Annotated in this window: 26 protein-coding genes; 13 read left to right on the forward strand and 13 right to left on the reverse strand. The window is 64.9% G+C overall.

Annotated features, from left to right (window positions below; all coding sequences use genetic code 11):
* Positions 1 to 48 precede the first annotated feature (48 nt).
* The 13 genes from LZ585_RS11345 to LZ585_RS11405 all read right to left on the reverse strand — a co-directional run bounded on the left by LZ585_RS11345 (position 49) and on the right by LZ585_RS11405 (position 9,852).
* On the reverse strand, positions 49 to 828 hold the full coding sequence (locus tag LZ585_RS11345; RefSeq protein WP_234853672.1) for a succinate dehydrogenase iron-sulfur subunit: 780 nt from the start codon (positions 826 to 828) through the stop codon (positions 49 to 51).
* Between the two features lie 11 nt (positions 829 to 839).
* Entirely contained in the window at positions 840 to 1,676 is an 837-nt protein-coding gene (locus LZ585_RS11350) for a hypothetical protein (RefSeq protein ID WP_234853673.1), read from the reverse strand.
* Positions 1,676 to 2,545, reverse strand: coding sequence for a glycosyltransferase family protein (locus LZ585_RS11355; RefSeq protein WP_234853674.1), 870 nt, complete (start codon positions 2,543 to 2,545; stop codon positions 1,676 to 1,678). The genes LZ585_RS11350 and LZ585_RS11355 overlap by 1 nt, the downstream gene beginning before the upstream one ends.
* 267 nt (positions 2,546 to 2,812) lie before the next feature.
* On the reverse strand, positions 2,813 to 3,130 hold the full coding sequence (locus tag LZ585_RS11360) for a hypothetical protein (RefSeq protein ID WP_234853675.1): 318 nt from the start codon (positions 3,128 to 3,130) through the stop codon (positions 2,813 to 2,815).
* Positions 3,131 to 3,134: 4 nt separating this feature from the next.
* Positions 3,135 to 3,500: a hypothetical protein gene (locus tag LZ585_RS11365; RefSeq protein ID WP_234853676.1), complete on the reverse strand. Its 366-nt coding sequence runs from the start codon at positions 3,498 to 3,500 to the stop codon at positions 3,135 to 3,137.
* The gene (sdhA, locus tag LZ585_RS11370; protein WP_234853677.1) at positions 3,500 to 5,302 is read right to left on the reverse strand and encodes a succinate dehydrogenase flavoprotein subunit; all 1,803 of its coding nucleotides are present in this window, start codon (positions 5,300 to 5,302) and stop codon (positions 3,500 to 3,502) included. The genes LZ585_RS11365 and sdhA overlap by 1 nt, the downstream gene beginning before the upstream one ends.
* A gap of 7 nt (positions 5,303 to 5,309) precedes the next feature.
* Positions 5,310 to 5,696: a succinate dehydrogenase, hydrophobic membrane anchor protein gene (locus LZ585_RS11375; protein WP_234853678.1), complete on the reverse strand. Its 387-nt coding sequence runs from the start codon at positions 5,694 to 5,696 to the stop codon at positions 5,310 to 5,312.
* 13 nt (positions 5,697 to 5,709) lie between these two features.
* Positions 5,710 to 6,102: a succinate dehydrogenase, cytochrome b556 subunit gene (sdhC, locus tag LZ585_RS11380; RefSeq protein ID WP_234853679.1), complete on the reverse strand. Its 393-nt coding sequence runs from the start codon at positions 6,100 to 6,102 to the stop codon at positions 5,710 to 5,712.
* A gap of 222 nt (positions 6,103 to 6,324) precedes the next feature.
* Entirely contained in the window at positions 6,325 to 7,359 is a 1,035-nt protein-coding gene (locus LZ585_RS11385; protein ID WP_234853680.1) for a MaoC family dehydratase, read from the reverse strand.
* On the reverse strand, positions 7,356 to 7,562 hold the full coding sequence (locus LZ585_RS11390; RefSeq protein ID WP_234853681.1) for a DUF1737 domain-containing protein: 207 nt from the start codon (positions 7,560 to 7,562) through the stop codon (positions 7,356 to 7,358). Before LZ585_RS11390 ends, LZ585_RS11385 begins: the two co-directional genes overlap by 4 nt.
* Before the next feature lies 1 nt (position 7,563).
* The gene (locus tag LZ585_RS11395; protein ID WP_234853682.1) at positions 7,564 to 8,112 is read right to left on the reverse strand and encodes an NnrU family protein; all 549 of its coding nucleotides are present in this window, start codon (positions 8,110 to 8,112) and stop codon (positions 7,564 to 7,566) included.
* Between the two features lie 42 nt (positions 8,113 to 8,154).
* On the reverse strand, positions 8,155 to 8,997 hold the full coding sequence (locus LZ585_RS11400) for an HpcH/HpaI aldolase/citrate lyase family protein (protein WP_234853683.1): 843 nt from the start codon (positions 8,995 to 8,997) through the stop codon (positions 8,155 to 8,157).
* 81 nt (positions 8,998 to 9,078) lie between these two features.
* The gene (locus tag LZ585_RS11405; protein WP_234853684.1) at positions 9,079 to 9,852 is read right to left on the reverse strand and encodes a sulfite exporter TauE/SafE family protein; all 774 of its coding nucleotides are present in this window, start codon (positions 9,850 to 9,852) and stop codon (positions 9,079 to 9,081) included.
* A gap of 108 nt (positions 9,853 to 9,960) precedes the next feature.
* Here LZ585_RS11405 and mdh point away from each other — a divergent pair, with 108 nt between their 5' ends.
* From mdh to LZ585_RS11470, 13 genes are all read left to right on the forward strand, one after another.
* Positions 9,961 to 10,923, forward strand: coding sequence for a malate dehydrogenase (gene mdh, locus LZ585_RS11410; RefSeq protein WP_234853685.1), 963 nt, complete (start codon positions 9,961 to 9,963; stop codon positions 10,921 to 10,923).
* 116 nt (positions 10,924 to 11,039) lie between these two features.
* Positions 11,040 to 11,375 carry a hypothetical protein gene (locus LZ585_RS11415; RefSeq protein WP_234853686.1) on the forward strand — a complete coding sequence of 112 codons (336 nt, stop codon included), beginning with the start codon at positions 11,040 to 11,042 and terminating at the stop codon, positions 11,373 to 11,375.
* A gap of 172 nt (positions 11,376 to 11,547) precedes the next feature.
* Positions 11,548 to 12,741: an ADP-forming succinate--CoA ligase subunit beta gene (gene sucC, locus LZ585_RS11420; RefSeq protein WP_234853687.1), complete on the forward strand. Its 1,194-nt coding sequence runs from the start codon at positions 11,548 to 11,550 to the stop codon at positions 12,739 to 12,741.
* Positions 12,742 to 12,823: 82 nt separating this feature from the next.
* Complete coding sequence (gene sucD, locus LZ585_RS11425) at positions 12,824 to 13,708, forward strand: succinate--CoA ligase subunit alpha (protein ID WP_234853688.1); 885 nt, start codon at positions 12,824 to 12,826, stop codon at positions 13,706 to 13,708.
* 71 nt (positions 13,709 to 13,779) lie between these two features.
* Complete coding sequence (locus tag LZ585_RS11430) at positions 13,780 to 14,127, forward strand: hypothetical protein (RefSeq protein WP_234853689.1); 348 nt, start codon at positions 13,780 to 13,782, stop codon at positions 14,125 to 14,127.
* 97 nt (positions 14,128 to 14,224) lie between these two features.
* Positions 14,225 to 14,587, forward strand: a complete 363-nt coding sequence (locus LZ585_RS11435; RefSeq protein WP_234853690.1) for a hypothetical protein — start codon at positions 14,225 to 14,227, stop codon at positions 14,585 to 14,587.
* A 7-nt stretch (positions 14,588 to 14,594) separates the two neighbouring features.
* Entirely contained in the window at positions 14,595 to 15,062 is a 468-nt protein-coding gene (locus tag LZ585_RS11440) for a hypothetical protein (protein WP_234853691.1), read from the forward strand.
* A gap of 46 nt (positions 15,063 to 15,108) precedes the next feature.
* Positions 15,109 to 18,075 carry a 2-oxoglutarate dehydrogenase E1 component gene (locus LZ585_RS11445; RefSeq protein ID WP_234853692.1) on the forward strand — a complete coding sequence of 989 codons (2,967 nt, stop codon included), beginning with the start codon at positions 15,109 to 15,111 and terminating at the stop codon, positions 18,073 to 18,075.
* A 4-nt stretch (positions 18,076 to 18,079) separates the two neighbouring features.
* The gene (gene odhB, locus LZ585_RS11450; protein ID WP_234853693.1) at positions 18,080 to 19,681 is read left to right on the forward strand and encodes a 2-oxoglutarate dehydrogenase complex dihydrolipoyllysine-residue succinyltransferase; all 1,602 of its coding nucleotides are present in this window, start codon (positions 18,080 to 18,082) and stop codon (positions 19,679 to 19,681) included.
* A gap of 54 nt (positions 19,682 to 19,735) precedes the next feature.
* Positions 19,736 to 19,990, forward strand: coding sequence for a hypothetical protein (locus LZ585_RS11455; protein WP_234853694.1), 255 nt, complete (start codon positions 19,736 to 19,738; stop codon positions 19,988 to 19,990).
* 4 nt (positions 19,991 to 19,994) lie between these two features.
* Positions 19,995 to 20,384, forward strand: a complete 390-nt coding sequence (locus tag LZ585_RS11460; RefSeq protein WP_234855819.1) for an MAPEG family protein — start codon at positions 19,995 to 19,997, stop codon at positions 20,382 to 20,384.
* A 33-nt stretch (positions 20,385 to 20,417) separates the two neighbouring features.
* Entirely contained in the window at positions 20,418 to 21,812 is a 1,395-nt protein-coding gene (lpdA, locus tag LZ585_RS11465; RefSeq protein ID WP_234853695.1) for a dihydrolipoyl dehydrogenase, read from the forward strand.
* The gene (locus LZ585_RS11470; protein WP_234853696.1) at positions 21,805 to 22,275 is read left to right on the forward strand and encodes a transglycosylase SLT domain-containing protein; all 471 of its coding nucleotides are present in this window, start codon (positions 21,805 to 21,807) and stop codon (positions 22,273 to 22,275) included. Before lpdA ends, LZ585_RS11470 begins: the two co-directional genes overlap by 8 nt.
* Positions 22,276 to 22,336: the final 61 nt, after the last annotated feature.

Consider the following 22,336-nt stretch of genomic DNA (forward strand, 5'->3'; position numbering starts at 1 on the left):
CCGCGGGGGTCCGGGGGCGCGAAGCCCCCGGCTGTCGCGGGACGCGGATCACACCATCCGGTCGACCATCATGTGCTTGATCGACGCAATCGCCTTGGCGGGGTTCAGCCCCTTGGGGCAGGTATTGGTGCAGTTCATTATCGTGTGGCAGCGGTACAGCTTGAAGGGATCCTCCAGCTCGTCCAGCCGCTCGCCCGTCGCCTCGTCACGGCTGTCGATGATCCAGCGATAGGCGTGCAACAGCGCGGCCGGGCCAAGATACCGGTCGCCGTTCCACCAATAGGACGGGCAGGCGGTCGAACAGGACGCGCACAGGATGCATTCATACAACCCGTCCAGCTTCTTGCGATCCTCGATCGACTGCTTCCATTCCTTGCCGGGGGTGGGCGACTTGGTGATCAGGTAAGGGTTCACCGAGGCGTGCTGGGCATAGAAATGGGTCAGGTCGGGAACCAGATCCTTGACCACCGGCATATGCGGCAGCGGATAGATGGAAATGTCGCCCTTCACCTCGTCGATGCCATAGATGCAGGCCAGGTGGTTGCCGCCGTCGATGGTCATCGCGCAGGATCCGCAGATCCCCTCGCGGCAGGACCGGCGGAACGACAGGGTCGGGTCGATGTCGTTCTTGATCTTGATCAGCGCGTCCAGGATCATCGGCCCGCATTTGTCGGTATCGACGAAATAGGTGTCCAGCCGCGGGTTCTCGCCCGTATTGGGATCCCAGCGATAGATCGTGAACTTGCGGACATTGGTCGCGCCCTCGGGCCGGGGCCAGGTCTTGCCGACGCGGATCTGGCTGTTCTTGGGCAGGGTGAACTGGACCATTGGGTGCTCCTTTACGAAGTGCCTTGCGGCGCATCCGCCGCGAAAAGATGCTCGGTGCGCGCGACCAGATCGACGATCCGGCCATGTGCGTGGGGGTTCAGCGACAGGCCGTTCAGCCTGCGCAGGAATTCGGTGGCGCCGTCGTTCAGGCGGCTGTTGGTCGGCCCGTCCAAGGGATCAAGCGAGTCGATCAGGGCGTCGTCCAGCCCCGCATGGCACAGCAACTGGCGGCCGGGGCGCAGCAGGTCATCCTCGTCCTCCAGCTTGAAGCGGGTGACGCGCCCGCCGGTCTCGGCGTTCAGGCGACGGATCAGGTCGCCCCAGCCAGGAAGATCGGCAGTCTCGGCCTCGAATTCAACTAGGCTGCGCTCATAACCGTCGGTCCGCACCGCCTGCGCCCAGACCGAGGGCCGCCAGGTCTTCTGCTTGCGGGTATAGACCACGAAATCCACCGCGAAATCCCGCGCCTCGGCCACCAGCAGCGCGGCGATCCGCGGCAGGGCCGGGTAAAGCCGAACCTCGCCGCCATTGCCCGGCATGGCGCCTGCCAGGTTTTCATGGCTGATCAGCACCGGCACATCTGTCTGGGGAAGCCCGTCCAGCACCTCGCGGAAGGCCAGCTTCAACGCCTGTTCACGATCCTTGTCGGGGGCCAGGCTGAACCCGACCGCCGCCCGGCCCAGGGGCCGCATGGGCGACCCTTCCTCGGGCGTGCGGACCACCAAATCCCCTGCCAGCGCATCCTCGTTGCGCCGCAGGTGCCGCTGGATCGAGGTGCTACCGGTTTTCTGAACGCCCATATGGACGATCAGGCGCCGCGCCTTTCCCGCATCCTGTTTCCCTGGCATCAGGACAGCCTTTCCTGCTGCAGATCGGCTGCCACCGCACTGCGGTCCAAGGTTTTCAGGCGGACCTGCGAAAGGATCCGATGCACCTGCAAGGTGACGGCCTCGGTGGACAATCGTGAAAGGGCCGCGTCATGGGCCGCGTCCGCCATGCGGTTTCGCGCATCCGGGTCCGCGATCAGGCGGCATATCGCATCCGCCCATGTCTTGCGATCATTGCTGACGATCCCCGATCCTGCGGCAAAGAACAGATCATGGTCCGCTTCATCGCTGCAGATCACCGGCACGCGTGCGTCGATATATCCCAGGATCTTCCCGAACGACTTGCCCAGGCTGAAGTTGCGGCCCGCCAGGGGCGACAGGCCGATGGACACGTCCCGAAGGGACACAAGAAACTGGGCGTAATCCATGAAGGGCAATATTTGCAGGCGGACACCCGCCGTGGCCATTTCCCTCAGGATCGGGTGGTTCTCTTGTCCGACGCAGCGATAAAGGCGGAAATCGACCGGGCCTATCCGTGACACGACATCCAGCATGACATCGCGGCAAAACCGCATTTCATCGGGATAGCCAAGCGGGTCGGCCTGCGCCCAGGTAATGATCGGCTGGCGTGCGTGATGATCGGGCCTAGGCGCGGTCGACAAGGGCGTTCCCGTCCAGACAATCGACACGTCGTCGTTGAACTGCACCGCCCAGTCGTGCAGGAAGCGGCTTCCCGCCATGACCGCCCTGGCTTGCCTGGCAACATCTTCAAGCACGGATGACAGGGTTGGATCCAGGAAATCGGCGTCGTCAATGTCCAGGACGAGCGGCCAGTCCTTCAGGTATTCCGCCCGGCTGAACGGATTGCGGCATTTCTGCAAGACCACCACGTCCGGCCTGAATTGCCGCAGGATACGATTGTGCCGGGCAAGGCCGAGGCCTGGGTCGAGGACAATCGATGTCCACCCGTGCCCAGTCAAGCCATCTGCAATCTTATGGGCGCGAAGCAATCCCGACATCGCTTTTCCGTTGCTGGTCAGGAAAGCGACCCGGGGCCGCGAGCCTGCACGGAAAATGGCCTGATACAATCGCATTTCCCGGATGACCGGACCCAGCAACCGTTTTGTCGAAGACAGAAGACGCGCCGCCGCCATGTCTCAGCCCGTCCAGCCCGGCTGGTCGGTCAAGGGGCGGCGCGGGGGCTGGCCGGATCGCCGCTGGACGCAGCGGTCATAAACCAGCGAGGGATCGCGCCCCATCAGGTAATCGCCCGACAGATCGACCGAGACGCTGCCAAAGCCGCGCGTGTCCCCGTCAAAGCCGGTGCCGACGCCCACGGCGACATTGGTGCGCGGGCGCACAGCCAGTTCGGCGTCACGCAGGCAGGTCAGTTCGGCCTGCTCGACCGGAACCGGGCCGCAGGCGGCCATGGTTCCGACGAAAGCCAAGGCCAGATGTCCCGCCCGCGCGCCCATCAGGTCACGCCGTGCGCGCCGCCGCAGCGATGCACTGCGTGGTCGCGGGGCGCGAAACGATCGCCGCCACGCTGTCGGCCGTTCCCGTCACACCGGCGCGGGATGCCTGGGCAATGTCGATTAGTTCCGCCGTGGTGGCGTTGTTGACGACGCAATCGGTATAGGGCGCGACATTGGCGCCGGGCAGGCGCTTTTCCATTTCCGCGTTGATGACCGTGCGGGCCACCTGGCGCGAGGCCGCGTCAAGCACGGTGGGCGTGGTGATCACGGATGGCGCCGTGGTGACGGTCGTGGCGGGCGGCATCGGGGCGACGCAGCCGGCCAGCGTGGCGGCGGCAAGTCCAAGAACGGCGAAAGTCTGGAAACGCATCAGTAAACCCTCTTTTTCGGAGCAATCTTCTTCAGGTCGATCCCGCCATCTTCTTCTTTTGTCAAAGGGTCCAGATGGACGGGGCGGTAATCCAGTTTAACCGCGTTTCCATCCACCCATGCAAGCGAGTGCTTGCGCCAGTTGGCGTCGTCCCGCTCGGGCCAGTCTTCATGCGCATGGGCGCCCCGGCTTTCCTTGCGCGCCTCGGCGGCGACGATGGTCGCAAGCGCGTTGGGCATCAGGTTGGTCAGCTCCAGCGTTTCCATCAGATCCGTGTTCCAGATCAGGCCCCGGTCCGTGACGCGGATGTCGTCCATCTTGGTGGCGATGGCGGTCATCTTTTCGGCGCCCTCGGCCAGGGTCTTGTCGGTGCGGAACACCGCCGCGTCGGCCTGCATGGTGCGCTGCATCTCTAGGCGCAGGTCTGCGGTGGGCGTGCCGCCATTGGCGTGGCGCAACGCGTCAAAGCGCGCCAGAGCCTTGTCCACCTGTGCCTGGTTCGTCGCAGGGATATGACCTTCCCGGTCAACCACCTGCCCCGCGCGGATCGCAGCGGCGCGGCCAAAGACCACAAGGTCGATCAGGCTGTTCGATCCCAGGCGGTTCGCGCCATGCACGGACGCGCAGCCCGCCTCACCCACGGCCATCAAGCCGGGGAAGATGGCGTCGGGGTTGTCGGCGGTCGGGTTCAGAACCTCGCCCCAGTAATTCGTCGGGATGCCGCCCATGTTGTAATGGACTGTCGGTAGGATCGGGATCGGCTGCTTGGTGACATCGACGCCCGCGAAAATCTTGGCCGATTCACTGATGCCGGGCAGCCGTTCGGCCAGGGCCTCGGGCGGCAGGTGCATCAGGTTCAGGTGCATGTGGTCCTTGTCGGGACCGACGCCCCGGCCTTCGCGAATCTCGATGGTGATGCAGCGGGAAACCACGTCCCGCGACGCCAGATCCTTGTAGGTCGGCGCATAGCGTTCCATGAAACGCTCGCCTTCGGAGTTGGTCAGGTATCCGCCCTCGCCCCGCGCGCCTTCGGTGATGAGGCAGCCGGACCCATAGATGCCGGTCGGGTGGAACTGCACGAATTCCATGTCCTGCAAGGGCAGGCCCGCGCGCGCCACCATGCCGCCGCCGTCACCGGTGCAGGTATGGGCGGATGTCGCGCTGAAATAGGCGCGGCCATAGCCGCCGGTGGCCAGCACGACCATCTTGGCATTGAAGACGTGGATGGTGCCGTCGTCCAGCTTCCAGCAGACCACGCCCGTGCAGGCGCCGTCTGTGACGATCAGGTCGATGGCGAAATATTCGATGAAGAATTCCGCGTTGTTCTTCAGCGACTGGCCATAAAGCGTGTGCAGGATCGCGTGGCCGGTGCGGTCGGCTGCGGCACAGGTCCGCTGAACCGGGGGGCCTTCGCCGTATTCGGTGGTGTGGCCGCCGAAGGGACGCTGATAGATCTTGCCCTCCTCGGTCCTGGAAAACGGCACGCCGTAATGTTCAAGTTCATAGACGGCCTTGGGCGCCTCGCGCGCGAGGTATTCCATCGCGTCGGTGTCGCCCAGCCAGTCCGACCCCTTGACGGTGTCGTACATATGCCATTGCCAGCTGTCCGGCCCCATGTTCGACAGCGACGCGGCAATGCCGCCCTGGGCCGCGACGGTATGGGACCGCGTGGGGAAGACCTTGGTCACGCAGGCCGTGCGCAGGCCCTGTTCGGCCATGCCCAGCGTCGCGCGCAGGCCAGCCCCGCCCGCGCCCACCACGACCACGTCGTAATCATGCGTATGGATATCGTAAGCTGCCATGTTGCCCTCAGATCGCGACGGTGATCAGCGTCATCTTGGCCAGCGCAAAGACCGCCGCCGCGATGACCGCCCAGGAAAAGACCACCGAGACGATGATCGCCACCTTGCGCGCCGTGTGTTGGAAATAATCGTCGATCATGATCCGGGTGCCCTTGATGAAATGCACCATGCCCACGACGATGAACAGCGCCGTGATCAGCGCCGGATAGGGGCGGCCGAAATAGGCCACCAGTTCGGGATGTGGCAGGCCGATGGCATTGCCGATGACCAGCATGAAGGCCGGGACCAGCAGCACCAGGGCGCAGGAGGTGACGGTCATGAACCAGTGGTCGGCCGTGCCGCTGTGGGCGGAACCCAGGCCCATGGCCGCCTTGCGGGGGGTGATATAGCGCATGGTTCGCGTTCCCTCAGGCAAAGAAGAACAGGATCAGGGACAAAATCGTCAGCACGACCGATCCGATGATGATGGCCCAGCTTGCACGCTCGGCCTCCTCGATGCGCAGCAACTGGCCCGCGTCATAGAATAGGTGCCGGATGCCCGACAGCGTGTGGAACCACAGCGCCCAGGCCGACCCTGTCAGCACGATGAAACCGATCCAGGACCGCACCACCCAATCGGCGGCGGCGAATGCGCGGGGGCCGCTGACGGCGGCAGTCAGCCACCAGACCAGCAAAAGGATGCCCGCGACAAGCGCGTGCCCGGTGATCCGCGTCATGATCGAGGTGATCGCAGCCATGGGCATGCGATAAACCTGCATATGGGGGGAAAGCGGCCGGTTGCCCCGGTTCACATCGGCCATGATGCGGCGCTCCTTTAAACGGTTGACCCGTCCCGTCGCAGGCAAGGCTGGCCTCGCGGGCTGGCGATTGGCGTGTGTTTGTCGGCATTTCTGGCATCTGTCACCCGCAGATACCAGAGGCGTCTGTGATTTTCCGCGCTTTCCGGACTTTGTGATCACGACCTACGGGCGTGTGATCACAACGGATGCTGCGGATGCGAGATGACCCGAGTCGCCCGGCCGTCAAACCGGCATCAGTGCCCAGTAATCCAGGTCCAGCAGAACTTCGGGACGATAACGCCCGTCGCCATCCTTCAATGCGAATGCACCGCTGTCGCCTTTGGTCGCGACCAGCCGCAGCCGGATCGCACCGACGCCGAGCGCATCGGTTTCGGCCTTGTCCAGCACCTCGGACCATGCGCGCAGGGTATCGCCGGCGAAACAGGGGTTGGCATGGGCGCCGCCGTTCAGCGCCACGATCATCTGCGCATTGGCAAGCCCGTTGAAGGACAATGCGCGGGCCATGCTGATGACATGGCCGCCATAGACCAGCCGCTTGCCATCCTTGCGATTGGTGGCGTCGAAATGGACCTTGGCGGTGTTCTGCCACAGGCGGGTGGCCAGCATATGCTCGGCCTCCTCGATGGTGACGCCGTCCACATGGTCGATCTTTTCGCCGATGTCATAGTCACCCCAGCGATGCGGTTCGCCCGCAAGCTCGAAATCATAGCCGGTGAAGTCCAATCCTTCGGGGATCACCAGATCCTCGGGCGCCACCACCGGCGGCAGGTTGGGCGTCACCGTTTCCGGCGCGGGGGCTGCCGCGTCGCGCTTGCGCACCATCACCCAGCGGACGTATTCCAGTACGGGTTCGTCCATCTGGTTCAGGCCGCGCGTCCGCACCCAGACCACGCCCGACGTGCCGTTCGAGTTCTGCTTCAGCCCGATCACCTGCGACTCCGACCGCAGCGTGTCGCCTGGCCAGACCGGCGCCAGCCAGCGGCCCTGGGCATAGCCCAGGTTTGCCACCGCGTTCAGGCTGACATCGGGAACGGTCTTGCCAAAAACGATGTGAAAGGCCAGCAGGTCGTCCAGGGGACTGCTTTCCAACCCGCAATTCGACGCGAATTCGTCGCTGGAATACAGCGCATGGCGCGCGGGATAAAGCGCGTGGTACAGCGCCCGTTCCCCTTCCGCCACGGTGCGCGGAACGGCGTGGCGGATCACCTGGCCCAGGCGGTAATCCTCGAAGAAGCGGCCCGGATTGGTCTTGGTCATTGCTGCCCCAGCTTCATGTCGGGATGGTATTCGGCCTGGACCTGCTTGGTGACGGCCTGGCCCATGCGCATGACGCCCTTGACCGGATCAAAGGCCATCGAGGGGCTGCCATGCAGCGACCACCCCTTGGACAGCGCCTCGCTGACGCGGTGGCAGAACTGGACGGTGTCGTCCTCGGTGATGCAGCGGTAAAGGGTGGTCACGTCAGCCTCCGAATGGCCAGGGTCCGATCCAGCCGTGGATCAGGCCCACGACCAGCATGACGACGACCGCGCCCACGGCCGCCATGATTTCCTTGCGCGCGGGGAACGGCCCCGTGCGGCGCTTCCAGGCACCCGCCCGGTTCAGCAACATAATTTCGACAAGCGCCCAGACCAGCAGCCCGCCGAACAGGACAAACGAAGCCAGATCGCCGTTCACCAGCAGATGCGCGACCGCCCAGAGCGAGAAGCCCGTCAGTTGCGGATGACGGATCCAGGCGGTGACGCGCGTTCCCATCCCGTCCGCTGCGTAAAGATAAAAGGCCAGCAGCATCAGCAGGTTGTTAATGCCCGTCGTTGCAGGCGACCTGCCCCACCAGACCGGGCCCTCTGCCTGCCCATAGCCCCGCGCCATCATGAAAACCGACAGCACCAGCAGGACCGCGACCAGCCCCTTGCCTTTGTCGCCCAGGGCGGCGCGGCGTTCGGGGGCGACGCGCTTGAACAGATGCGCCGCCCACCAGAGCACAACGCCCGAAATCAGCAGAACCATCTGGCTTTCCCCTCGCTGGATATGTTGGCGGCCACCCTGCCCTTATCCGGCCACCGCCGCAATCGCCTTGGCCCGATCCAGCGTCTTGCGCGCGGTTTCCGCGTGCAGGTTTTCCACGATCTTGCCATCGACAACGGCCACGCCCTTGCCTTCGGCAGCGGCGGCGCTGAAGGCTTCGATCTGGCGCCGGGCCAGGTCGATCTCGGCATCCGTTGGGGCGAAGGATCCGTTGGCGACGGCAAGCTGGGCGGGATGGATCAGCGTCTTGCCGTCAAAGCCCATGTCCCGGCCCTGCTCGCATTCGGCGCGCAGCCCGTCCTCGTCCTTGAAGGCGTTGAAGACCCCGTCCACGATCACCTTGCCGTGGGCCTTGGCGGCCAGCAGGCATAGGCCCAAGCCCGCCTGCATCGGCAGCCGGTCGGGACGAAAGCGGCTGTTGAGTTCCTTGGCCAAATCGTTGGTGCCCATCACCATCCCCTCCAACCGGGGATGGGCGGCGATTTCCGCGGCGTTCAGCATCCCCAGCGGTGTTTCCATCATCGCCCAAAGGGGCGTGTCGGGGATAAGGGCGGCCACGCGGTCCAGATCGGCGGCGCTGTCCACCTTGGGGATCAGCACCGCATCCGCCGCAAGGGTCGCGCAGAACCGCGCGTCGTCCACACCCCATTCCGTCGCTAGCCCGTTGATCCGCACGATCCGGGCGCGGGGACCATAATCATTGCCCAAGGCCGCAGCCAGGGCATCGCGTGCGGCAGGCTTTTCACCGGGCGCCACCGCATCCTCCAGATCGAAGATGATGGCATCGGCGGGCAGCGTCTGCGCCTTTTCCATCGCCCGCGCATTGGCGGCGGGGATATACAGAACCGAACGATAGGGACGCGCCATCAGATCCTCCTCGCAACAATCTTGCGTGACGCTGCATTGCGGCGCCAGTTTTGGCAAGCGGATTTTTGCTGCGCTGCGGCGTCAGGCAAGCGCCTGCCAGACAAGCCGCAGCGACACCGCCAGCAAGCCCCAGGTGATCAGCTTGTAGAACAGCGCCTCGGGGATGATCTTGACCAGCCGCAGCCCGACCCAGACCGCCACAAGGGCCGCAGGCATCAGCACCGCAGCGGCCTTGAGGTTCGCCGTAGACAACTGTCCCAATGCGGCATAGGGGATCAGCTTGATCCAGTTGCAGACGGCAAAGAACCAGGTAGTCGTCCCTGCATAGACCAGCGCGGGCAGGCGCAACGGCTGGACATAAACCTGCCAGGGCGGCGCGCCCGCATGGCTGATGAAACTGGTATAGCCCGACAAAAGCCCCCATCCCGTGCCCCGGCCCAAGGACGGCAGGCGCGGCTTGCCCGACAGTTGGGGCCGGACCAGCGCGTTCAGCGCAAAGATCAATCCGATCGCCCCCACGATGAAGGTCACACCATCCACCGGAACCACATGGGCCCCGGCCCAGCCGATGCCGATCCCAGCAATGGCGCCGGGCAACGCGGTTGCCAGCACCCGCAGGTCGAAATTGCGGCGAAAGGCGATCAGGCCGCCGATGTCCGACACGACATAGATGGGCAGCATCAGCCCCGCCGCCTGCACCGGCGACATGACCAGCGACAGCACCGGGACCGAGATCATGCCCACCATCGCCAGCCCGCCCTTGGCCAGGCCCACCGAGATCGCGGCAATGAAGGCCAGCACCCAGCCTCCGGTCGTCAGATCCAGCATTTCCGCCCCCTTTACGTCGGCAGCCATGCGTCCAGGCGCGAGGAATGGCAAGTGTCAGCGCCAACAGTGGCTTGCGATTTCATGCGCGACCCCGTAACCACCCGGCAACATCATTCCATTGATCGGAGGTTATCCATGGCCCGACCCAAAATCGCACTGATCGGTGCGGGGCAGATCGGCGGTACGCTGGCGCATCTGGCCGCGATGAAGGAACTGGGCGACGTTGTCCTGTTCGACATCGCCGAGGGCACGCCCCAGGGCAAGGCTCTGGACATCGCGCAGTCGGGTCCGTCCGAGGGTTTCGACGCCGACATGAAGGGCGCCAACGATTACGCCGACATTGCGGGCGCCGATGTCTGCATCGTCACCGCCGGCGTGCCGCGCAAGCCGGGAATGAGCCGCGACGACCTGCTGGGCATCAACCTCAAGGTCATGAAGTCGGTGGGCGAGGGCATCGCCAAGCACGCGCCCGACGCCTTCGTGATCTGCATCACCAACCCGCTGGACGCGATGGTCTGGGCGCTGCGCGAGTTTTCGGGCCTGCCGCACGAGAAAGTCTGCGGCATGGCGGGCGTGCTGGATTCGGCGCGCTTCCGCCACTTCCTGAGCCTCGAATTTGGCGTGTCGATGCGCGACGTGACGGCTTTTGTGCTGGGCGGGCATGGCGACACGATGGTTCCACTGACCCGCTACTCGACCGTTGCAGGGATTCCGCTGCCGGATCTGGTCAAGATGGGCTGGACCACGCAGGACAAGCTGGACTCGATCGTGCAGCGCACCCGCGATGGCGGCGCCGAGATCGTCGGCCTACTCAAGACCGGCAGCGCCTTCTATGCGCCCGCAACAAGCGCGATCGAGATGGCAGAAGCTTATCTCAAGGATCAAAAGCGCGTGCTGCCCTGCGCGGCCTATGTGGACGGCGCCTACGGCCTGAACGGAATGTATGTGGGCGTGCCCACCGTGATCGGCGCGGGCGGCGTGGAAAAGGTCATCGACATCACGCTGGACGGCGATGAACAGGCGATGTTCACCAAGTCGGTCGATGCGGTGAAGGGCTTGGTTGAGGCGTGCAAGGGCATCGACGGCTCGCTGGCCTGATCGGCTCCGCACAAGTCTGGCAAGGCGCGTCCCCGGGGGCGCGCCTTTGCATTTGATGATGTTCATCTTTCCGGTTCCGATGTAGCATTCGCAGGGTAGTTGAACCGGAGGCGACAATGACCCGAACCGTCCTGCCTGCTGCCCTTCTGTCTGCCCTTCTGATCGGTGCCTGCTCGGCGCCCCCCACCAGCCCGCGCCCGACCGACCAGTTGCCCTTCATGGGCACATGGGACTGCGGAACCACGGTGATGACCTTCACCCCGGATAGTTATCAGCCGTCGAACACCACGCTGCCGATCAAGATCAGCAAGTTCTCGACCCAGAACCGGGTCACCACCATGACGCTGGCGGACGGGGCGGTGATCCAGGTGCAGTGGCAGAACGACAACCGCATCAACTGGATGTCCGAAAGCACCGGCGACAGCCTTAGCTGTTCCCGGGTCGCAGGGTAAATCGTTAAGCGAATCCTGACTTCTGGACCTTTGTGATCACGGCTTTTCCGGCTGTGATCACAATAAGCGACTTCTTGCCCCTTTCCGGGCTTTTCCTGCAAAATCGTTTCCTGACCTGCCCTTGATATGGCAAGACCCCGGCAAATCTGTCGAACCGAAAAAGGGGGTCAGGATGAATATCCACGAATACCAGGCCAAGGCGCTGCTGCGTCAATACGGCGCACCGGTCAGCGACGGCCGGATCGTGATGAAGGCCGACGAGGCCAAGACCTGCGCCAGCGAGATGGACGGCCCCCTGTGGGTCGTGAAGGCCCAGATCCACGCGGGCGGCCGCGGCAAGGGCAGCTTCAAGGAAGCCGAGGCCGGTGAAAAGGGCGGCGTCCGCCTGGCCAAGTCGGTCGAGGAAGCCGAGGAACTGACCCGCCAGATGCTGGGCCGCACCCTTGTGACCCATCAGACCGGACCGGTCGGCAAGCAGGTTAACCGCATCTATATCGAGGACGGTTCCGACATTGCGCGTGAACTGTATCTGGCGCTGCTGGTGGATCGCCAGACGTCCCGCGTCAGCTTTGTCGCATCGACCGAAGGCGGCATGGACATCGAGGAAGTGGCTGCCCACACGCCCGAAAAGATCGTCAGCTTCAGCGTCGATCCGGCGTCGGGCCTGTCGGACTTCCACGGCCGACGCGTGGCCTTTGCCCTGGGCCTGGAAGGCGCGCAGGTCAAGCAATGCGTGGCCCTGGTGAAAAACCTGTATCGCATGTTCATCGAGAAGGACATGGAGATGCTGGAGATCAACCCGTTGATCGTCACCCCCGAAGGCCAGATCAAGTGTCTGGACGCGAAGATGGGCTTCGACAACAACGCGCTGTATCGCCAGTCCGACATCATGGCGCTGCGCGACGAGACCGAGGAAGATCCCAAGGAACTGGCCGCGTCGAAATTCGACCTGAACTATATCGCCCTTGAAGGCGAGATCGGCTGCATGGTGAACGGCGCGGGCCTGGCGATGGCCACGATGGACATCATCAAGCTGTATGGCGCCGAACCCGCGAACTTCCTGGACGTGGGCGGCGGCGCGACCAAGGAGAAGGTGACGGAAGCCTTCAAGATCATCACCTCGGATCCGAACGTCAAAGGCATCCTGGTCAACATCTTCGGCGGCATCATGCGCTGCGACATCATCGCGGAAGGCATCATCGCTGCCGTGAAAGAGGTGGGCCTCCAGGTTCCGCTGGTCGTGCGGCTGGAAGGCACGAACGTCGACCTGGGCAAGGAAATCATCGCCAAGTCCGGCCTGAACGTGATCGCTGCCGACGACCTGTCGGATGCGGCCGAGAAGATCGTGAAAGCCGTCAAAGGTTGAACCGCAGGGTGCGTGGTTTCACGCACCTTCCCCTGAGCATTGGTGCGTGAAACCACGCACCCTACGTCAAGGAAAGCCTTCAATGGCCGTTCTCGTTAACAAAGACACCAAAGTCATCTGCCAGGGGATCACCGGGTCCCAGGGCACCTTCCACACCGAACAGGCGATCGCCTATGGCACGCAGATGGTCGGCGGCGTGACGCCCGGCAAGGGCGGCAGCGAACACCTGGGCTTGCCGGTCTTCAACTCGGTCCACGAGGCCGTGGCGAAAACCGGCGCCACCGCGTCGGCAATCTATGTCCCGCCCCCCTTCGCGGCGGATTCGATCCTGGAAGCCATCGACGCGGAAATCCCGCTGATCGTCTGCATCACCGAAGGCATCCCGGTGCTGGACATGATGCGCGTCAAGCGCGCCCTCCAGGGGTCGCAGTCGCGCCTGATCGGGCCGAACTGCCCCGGCATCATGACGCCGGACGAATGCAAGATCGGCATCATGCCGGGTTCCATCTTCCGCCGCGGCAGCGTCGGCGTCGTGTCGCGTTCGGGCACCCTGACCTATGAAGCCGTCAAGCAGACCTCGGACGTGGGCTTGGGCCAGTCGAGCGCGGTTGGCATCGGCGGCGATCCCATCAAGGGGATGGAACATATCGACGTGCTGCGGATGTTCCTGGACGACGACGAGACCACCTCGATCATCATGATCGGAGAGATAGGCGGTTCGGCCGAGGAAGAAGCGGCCGAGTTCCTGGCCGAGCAGAAGAAAAAGGGCCGCTGGAAGCCGACCGCAGGCTTCATCGCAGGCCGCACCGCGCCTCCGGGCCGTCGCATGGGCCATGCCGGCGCGATCGTGTCGGGCGGCAAGGGCGATGCGGAGTCCAAGATCGAGGCGATGAAGCGCGCAGGCATCGTCGTGGCCGACAGCCCGGCAGGCCTGGGCGAGGCCGTGCTGAAGGCCATCAAGGCCTGACGCAACCCCCGGCGCGGCGCGCGCGTTCCCCCCAGAGAGAGCAACCGCTCTGTAACCACAGGAGAATCAAGATGAAGATGCTTTCCGCGACCATCATCGCCTCGACTGTCGTTCTGGGGGCCTGCGCGCCCGAGCCGATCACGCGCGTCGAAACGACCGTGACGGTGGATTCGGTCCCGAGCGCCGCGCTTGGCGCGGCGACGGGCCTGCCTGCGGACGCCGTCGTCGCCGCCTCGCGCACGGGCAACCAGTACACGGTGTTCTATCGCGGGGACGCGGTGACCGCCGACCAGGTGGCCGCCGCGCCCGCGATCATCTGTTCGAACACGGCCTCGCAGGTCTTTTCCGCCGAGGCGGTGGATACCTCTGCCCCGCAGTTCGGCGGTGGCGTGCAAAGGATGACCGTCACCTGTGCGTGACGCGGTTTGAAAGCCGGTGCCTCCGACATAGGTATGGGGCACCGGAAACCAGGGGGATGATGTGGACGACCAGCCGCAGCGTGCAGCAGCCAGACCTTTGGACGGGGCACCGGCCCGGACCGGCGGCTGCATGGCGCCCTTGTCGCTGGCCGCCCTTCTGGCGCTGACCGCCTGCGGTCGCGCGCCCACCGACGACATCCTGCGCGGCGGCATCCCCGCCATGACGAACCTGCACCAGGCCAGCACCCTGCCCCTGGACTCCGTGCGCACCGTGGCACGGCGCGATTTCGGCTGGCGGCTGATCTATCACCCTGCCCGCGCGCCCGCTGGCGCCGACCAGGGCGCGGCCCGCGCGCTGTGCGGGCTGGAACGCCGCGCAGTGGCGCGGATCGAACGCATCCCGCGCGTGGATCCCTATGCCGATCCCGGCGCGGCCATCATCGACGTTTATTGTGCCTGAGGCGGTCATGACATCCAGAATTCCAGCGGCCAGTTTCCGCAACCTGCCCCGGCTTTCCGCCCTTCTTGCGGTTTGTGCCCTGACGGCCTGCATGGCACCGGCCGAGGGGCCGGCCCCGGCTCCCACCCCGGCGGCCCCCGCCGCCCCTGCCCTGCCGCGCGCCATGGCGCCCGCTGCACCCGTCGCCCCGCCTGTCGCGGCACCGGCGGCGCCCGCCGCCGTGCCCACCGGCCCCGTGGATGGCCGCACCGGGTTGCACCAGGCCTCGGTGATTGCAGTCAGCGGCGACGCGGACAGCCGCTTCACCGTGCTGTTCCGCCCCGCCCAGACAGACGTCTCCAAGGTCGAGGCCGCGCCCGCGCAGCTTTGCCGCAGCGCCGGGCGCGACCTGGACAGCAGCCGCACCAACAAGCCGGGCGCGGGCAGCGCGATGCCCGGCGTCCAGATGATGATCGTCACCTGCACTGCCGCGTGATGCGGCCCCAACCCGTTCCCCCATTGCGTCAAGGACGCGAGACACAATGACCGACCAACCCAACAACGCCGATTTCCACGATTCGTCCTTCCTTCAAGGACACAACGCGGCCTATATCGAACAGCTTTACGGCCAGTGGGCGCAGAATCCGGGTGCCTTCGACGCCGCCTGGGACGCATTCTTCCGCAGCCTGGGCGATACCGGAGAGGATGCCGCGCGCGAGGCCAGCGGCGCCAGCTGGAAGCGCGCCGACTGGCCGCCGGTGCCGTCGGATGAAACCACCGCAGCCTTGACCGGCGAATGGGCGATGGCCTCCAAGGTCGAGGCCACCGCCGCGATGAAGAAGATCGCCGCCGTGGCCGAGGAAAAGGGCGTTCGCCTGACCGAGGACCAGATGCGCCAGGCGGTGCTGGATTCGATCCGCGCCCTGATGCTGATCCGGGCCTTCCGCATCCGCGGCCACCTGCACGCCAACCTGGATCCGCTGGGCCTTCGCGACGTGCCCGACCATGGGGAACTGAACCCCGCCACCTATGGCTTCGGCCCCGGCGATCTGGACCGGCCGATCTTCATCGACAACGTGCTGGGCCTGGAAATCGCATCCATCCGCCAGATCACCGAATTGATGCAGCGGACCTATTGCGGCACCTTCGCGATCCAGTTCATGCACATTTCCAACCCCGACGAAGCCGCCTGGCTGAAGGAACGGATCGAGGGTTACGGCAAGGAAATCCAGTTCACCCAGGAAGGCCGCCGCGCCATCCTGAACAAGCTGGTCGAAGCTGAGGGCTTCGAGAAGTTCCTGCACGTGAAATACATGGGCACCAAGCGTTTCGGCCTTGACGGGGGCGAGGCGCTGATCCCGGCGATGGAACAGATCATCAAGCGCGGCGGTGCCTTGGGGATCCGGGAAATCGTCGTGGGGATGCCGCACCGGGGCCGCTTGTCGGTGCTGGCCAACGTGCTGTCGAAACCCTATCGCGCGATCTTCCACGAATTCCAGGGCGGCAGCTTCAAGCCCGAGGACGTGGACGGTTCGGGCGACGTGAAATACCACCTGGGCGCGTCCAGCGACCGGGAATTCGACGGCAATACGGTTCACCTGTCGCTGACTGCCAACCCGTCCCACCTGGAGGCCGTGAACCCCGTCGTGCTGGGCAAGGCGCGGGCCAAGGGCGACCAGCTGGGCGACACGCATGATCGCACCGCGGTCCTGCCGATCCTGCTGCATGGCGACGCGGCCTTTGCGGGCCAGGGCGTGGTGGCCGAATGCCTGCAATTGTCGGGCATCAAGGGCCACCGCACCGGGGGCTGCATCCATATCGTGGTGAACAACCAGATCGGTTTCACCACCGCGCCGCATTTCAGCCGCACCTCGCCCTATCCCACCGACATCGCCCTGATGGTCGAGGCGCCGATCTTCCACGTGAATGGCGACGACCCCGAGGCCGTGGTCCATGCCGCCAAGGTCGCGACCGAGTTCCGCCAGAAGTTCCAGAAGGACGTGGTGCTGGACATCTTCTGCTATCGCCGCTTCGGTCACAACGAAGGCGACGAGCCGATGTTCACCAACCCGGCGATGTACACCAAGATCAAGGGCCACAAGACGACGCTGCAGCTTTACACCGAACGCCTGGTCGCAGACGGCCTGATCCCCGAGGGCGAGATCGAGGACATGAAGGCCGCGTTCCAGAACCACCTGAACGAGGAGTTCGAGGTGGGCAAGGCCTTCAAGCCGAACAAGGCCGACTGGCTGGACGGCAAGTGGTCGGGCCTGGACCGCGAGGGCGCCGAATACGTTTCGGGCGAAACCGGGATCGAGCCGTCCACCATGGCCCAGATCGGCCGTGCGCTGACCACGGTTCCCGAAGGCCACAGCCTGCACAAGACGGTGGGCCGCCTTCTGGACGCCAAGCGCCAGATGTTCGAAACCGGCGAAGGTTTCGACTGGGCCACGGGCGAGGCGCTGGCCTTCGGATCGCTGCTGGTGGAAGGCAAGACCGTGCGTCTGGCCGGCCAGGACAGCACGCGCGGCACCTTCAGCCAGCGTCATTCGGCATTCATCGACCAGAAGTCCGAGGATCGTTACTATCCGCTGAACCACATCGCCGACGGCCAGGCGCATTACGAGGTCATCGATTCGATGCTGTCGGAATATGCGGTCCTGGGCTTTGAATACGGGTATTCGCTGGCCGAACCGAACGCGCTTGTGTTGTGGGAAGCCCAGTTCGGCGATTTCGCCAACGGCGCGCAGATCATGTTCGACCAGTTCATCTCGTCCGGCGAGAAGAAATGGCTGCGTATGTCCGGGCTGGTGATGTTGCTGCCCCACGGCTTCGAGGGCCAGGGACCGGAACATTCCTCCGCCCGCCTGGAACGGTTCCTGCAGATGTGCGCCGAGGATAACTGGATCGTCGCCAACTGCACGACGCCGGCCAACTATTTCCACATCCTGCGCCGCCAGATGCACCGCCGGTTCCGCAAGCCGCTGGTGCTGATGACGCCGAAATCGCTGCTGCGCCATCCCAAGGCCACCAGCCGGGCCGCGGATTTCCAGACCGGATCCACCTTCCACCGCGTGCTGTGGGACGACGCGCAGCAGGGCAGCTCCGACATCACGCTGGTGCCCGATCACCGCATCCGCCGCGTGGTGATCTGTTCGGGCAAGGTCTATTACGACCTGCTGAAGGCGCGGGACGAGGCCGGGATCGACGACATCTATCTGTTGCGCCTGGAACAGTTCTATCCCTTCCCCGCGCAGTCGATGGTCAAGGAACTGGCCCGCTTCAAGGACGCCGAGATCATCTGGTGCCAGGAAGAGCCCAAGAACCAGGGAGGGTGGAGCTTCGTGGAGCCCTACCTGGAATGGTCGCTGGACCGGCTTGGCGCGCGACACAACCGCGCGCGCTATGTCGGGCGCAACGCCGCCGCATCGGTCGCCACGGGCCTTGGGTCGCGCCACAAGGCCGAGCAAGAGGCCCTGGTGTCCGAGGCGCTGTCGCTTGAAGGATGATCTGATGCCCACTCAAGTCCGCGTGCCCGCACTGGGCGAATCCGTCACCGAGGCGACCGTCGCCACCTGGTTCAAGAAACCGGGTGACGCGGTCGCGGTGGACGAGATGCTGTGCGAGTTGGAAACCGACAAGGTGACGGTCGAGGTGCCCAGCCCGGCTGCGGGCATTCTGGCCGAAATCGTCGCGGCGGAAGGCGAAACCGTTGGTCCCGACGCGCTGCTGGCCCAGATCTCTGACGCCGGCAGCGACATCCCCCAAGAACAACCGAAGGCCGAGACGGCCCAGAAGACCCCGGAAGGACAAAAGATGAGCGGCAAATCCGTGGACGTGATGGTCCCCGCGCTTGGCGAAAGCGTGACCGAGGCGACCGTGGCCACCTGGTTCAAGAAGCCCGGCGATACTGTCGCCGTGGACGAGATGCTGTGCGAACTGGAAACCGACAAGGTCTCGGTCGAGGTGCCCAGCCCCGCCGCCGGTGTCCTGGCGGACATCCTGGCCGAGGAAGGCGCGACCGTGGACGCCAAGGCGCGCCTGGCGATCATCACCGAAGGCGCGGCGGGTGCAGCGCCCCGTCCGGCCGAACGGCCCGCCAGCGGATCCGCCGACAACAAGGGCGCCTATGGCAATGCCGCGCCCCCGGTCGGGTCCGCATCGGGCGGCGAGGACGGGACCACGGCAGGCGAGGTCGGATCGCCCGGCGCCGGCCCCGAACAGATGCAGCCCCGTTCCGATGTTGAGGACGCGCCCTCGGCCAAGAAAGCCATGGCCGAAAAGGGTGTCAGCCGCGACCAGGTGACGGGTTCGGGCCGCGATGGCCGGATCATGAAGGAAGACGTGGCCAAGGCCCAACCCGCGGCCAAACCGGCCGCCCCTGCCCCGGCGGCCCCCCGCCCGGCCGAGGATGCCGCGCGCGAGGAACGGGTGAAAATGACCCGCCTGCGCCAGACCATCGCGCGCCGCCTGAAGGACGCGCAGAACACCGCGGCGATGCTGACGACCTATAACGAGGCCGACATGAGCGGCATCATGGGGCTTCGCAACGAATACAAGGACGCCTTCGAGAAGAAGCACAAGGTCAAGCTGGGCTTCATGTCCTTCTTCGTGAAGGCCTGCTGCCACGCCCTGAAGGAAGTCCCCGAGGTCAACGCGGAAATCGACGGCACCGACGTGGTTTACAAGAACTATGTCAACATGGGCGTGGCCGTGGGCACCCCCTCGGGTCTGGTTGTCCCCGTGGTCCGCGACGCCGATCAAAAGGGCTTTGCCGCGATCGAGAAGGAAATCGCGGAACTGGGCTCCAAGGGCCGCGACGGCAAGCTGACCATGCAGGAAATGCAGGGCGGCACCTTCACCATCTCGAACGGGGGGGTTTACGGCTCGCTGATGTCCTCGCCCATCCTGAATCCGCCGCAGTCGGGGATCCTGGGAATGCACAAGATCCAGGACCGCCCGGTCGTGGTGGGCGGGCAGATCGTCATCCGTCCGATGATGTATCTGGCGCTGTCCTATGACCACCGGGTCGTGGACGGCAAGGGCGCCGTGACCTTCCTGGTGCGCGTCAAGGAAGCGCTGGAGGATCCGCGCCGCCTGCTGATGGATCTGTAACACCACAGGGCACCTCCGCACGCGCGGCGGTGCCTTTTTGCGAAAGGCCAGGCCATGCAACTGATCGCCCATTACACCCTCGTCGATTATGCGGCCTTCCGTGCCGCCTTTGACGCCGATGCCGAGGATCGCGGCCATAACGGGCTGTCGCTGCTGCAATTGTGGCGCGAGGATGGCGGCAATGCCTGGGCGTTGTATCAGGTGAACGACGCCAAGGCCGCGCGGGCCTATCTGTCCGGGGGCGCCGCTGCCTTCAATGCGCAGGCAGGCGTCAGCGCGACCGATTTCCACTTCCTGGAAACCGCCTGACATGATGACCCCCGAACTGACCGTTCTGGCCCTTGCGGGCCTCGTGCAGGCCATCCAGTTTGCCGCCTTTTCGATCACCGCGAATCTTCAGGTCGGCCCCAAGGTCGCCATGGGACCGCGCGACAATGCTCCGGCCCTGAAGGGAACGGCCGGGCGCCTGCAACGTGCGCTGAACAACCATTTCGAAGGGTTGATCCTGTTCACTTTGGCAGTGGTCGTGGTCACGCTTGGCGGGCAGTCGTCCGGCGTCACCGCAACCTGCGCATGGATTTATCTTGCCGCGCGAATCCTTTATGTCCCCGCCTATGTTCTTGGCTGGGTGCCTTGGCGCTCGGCCATCTGGGCCGTGGGGTTCGCGGCAACGATGTTGATGATATTGGCCGCGCTGTTCTAGGCAGCGGCCGTGAGGGACAAGAAGGAACAAGCCATGTCCACCTATGATCTGATCGTGATCGGCGCCGGGCCGGGCGGTTATGTCTGCGCCATCCGCGCAGCCCAGCTTGGTCTGAAGGTCGCCTGCGTCGAGGGGCGCGACACCCTGGGCGGCACCTGCCTGAACGTGGGCTGCATCCCGTCCAAGGCCCTGCTGCACGCCAGCCACATGGCGCATGAAGCCCATGAGAACTTCGAAAAGATGGGCCTGAACGTGGGCAACGTCGAGGTCGATTGGCAGAAGATGCAGGGCTACAAGGCCGACACGGTCGCGGGCAACACCAAGGGCATCGAGTTCCTGTTCAAGAAGAACAAGATCGACTGGCTGAAAGGCTGGGCAGAGATCCCGGCGCCGGGCAAGGTCAAGGTCGGCGACACCACGCACGAGGCCAGGAACATCGTGATCGCCACCGGATCGGTCCCGTCGGCGCTGAAGGGGGTGACGGTGGACAACGACGCGGGCATCGTGGTGGATTCCACCGGCGTTCTGACCTTGCCGAAGATCCCCGGGTCCATGGTCGTGATCGGCGCGGGCGTGATCGGGCTGGAACTGGGTTCGGTCTATGCCCGCTTGGGGACACAGGTGACCGTGGTCGAATACCTGGACGCCATCACCCCCGGCATGGACGCCGAGGTGCAAAAGCAGTTCCAGAAGATCCTGACCAAGCAGGGCCTAAAATTCGTCATGGGCGCTGCTGTGTCGGGGGTCGAGGCTGCCGAAGGCGGGGCCAAGGTCAACTATGCCTTGCGCAAGGACGACAGCCAGCACAGCCTGGACGCCGAGGTCGTGCTGGTCGCCACCGGCCGCCGCCCCTATGCCGACGGCTTGGGCCTTGACGCCCTGGGCATCCAGGTGACCGACCGGGGCTATGTCAAGGTGGACGGCCATTGGCAAACCTCGGTTCCCGGCATTTATGCCATCGGCGACGCGGCCCCCGGCCCGATGCTGGCCCACAAGGCCGAGGACGAGGGCATGGCCGTGGCCGAGGTGATCGCGGGCAAGCATGGCCATGTGAATTATGACGTGATCCCCGGCGTGATCTATACCATGCCCGAGGTCGCGGCAGTCGGCCTGACCGAGGAAGCCGCCAAGGCTGACGGTCGCAAGATCAAGGTGGGCAAGTTCCCCTTCATGGGCAATGCGCGCGCCAAGGCGGTGATGCAGGCGGACGGGTTCGTCAAGCTGATCGCCGATGCGGAAACCGACCGGATCCTCGGCTGTCACATCATCGGCCCGAATGCCGGAGAGATGATCCACGAGGTCTGCGTGGCGATGGAATTCGGCGCGGCCGCGCAGGATCTGGCGCTGACCTGCCATGCGCATCCGACCACCTCGGAAGCCGTACGCGAAGCGGCGCTGGCCTGCGGCGACGGCGCGATCCATGTTTGATCTTGGCCGGCGCGGGCTGATCCTGGCGACGCTTGCCCTTGCCGCCTGCGGCGGGGGCGGTGCCCCGATGCCGGGGGGCCTGGGCCGCAACGGGCTTTACCCGAACGAGACGCCGGAACTGCGCGCGCGCATCAATTACTGGTCGCGCCAGTATCAGGTGCCGTCCGCCATGGTGCAACGGATCATCCTGCGGGAATCGCAGCATCGGCCCGGTGCGCGCAACGGTTCGTATTACGGGCTGATGCAGCTGAGTCCGCAAACCGCCCGCACCATGGGCCATCGCGGATCGCCGGCCAGCCTGCTGGATGCGGATACGAACCTGCGCTATGGCGTCAAATACCTGCGCGGCGCCTGGATGGTGGCGGACGGCAACCCCGACAAGACGGTCATGTGGTATTCGCGCGGCTATTACTACGAAGCCAAGCGCAAGGGCCTGTTGAAGCAAACCGGCCTGCGGGGCTGAGGCTTCTTCTTCACGCAAATATCCTCGGGGGTGAATTGCGCCCCGGGCGCAAGAGGGGGCG

It is taken from the genome of Paracoccus everestensis (genome assembly GCF_021491915.1).
Classification (GTDB): Bacteria; Pseudomonadota; Alphaproteobacteria; order Rhodobacterales; family Rhodobacteraceae; genus Paracoccus; species Paracoccus everestensis.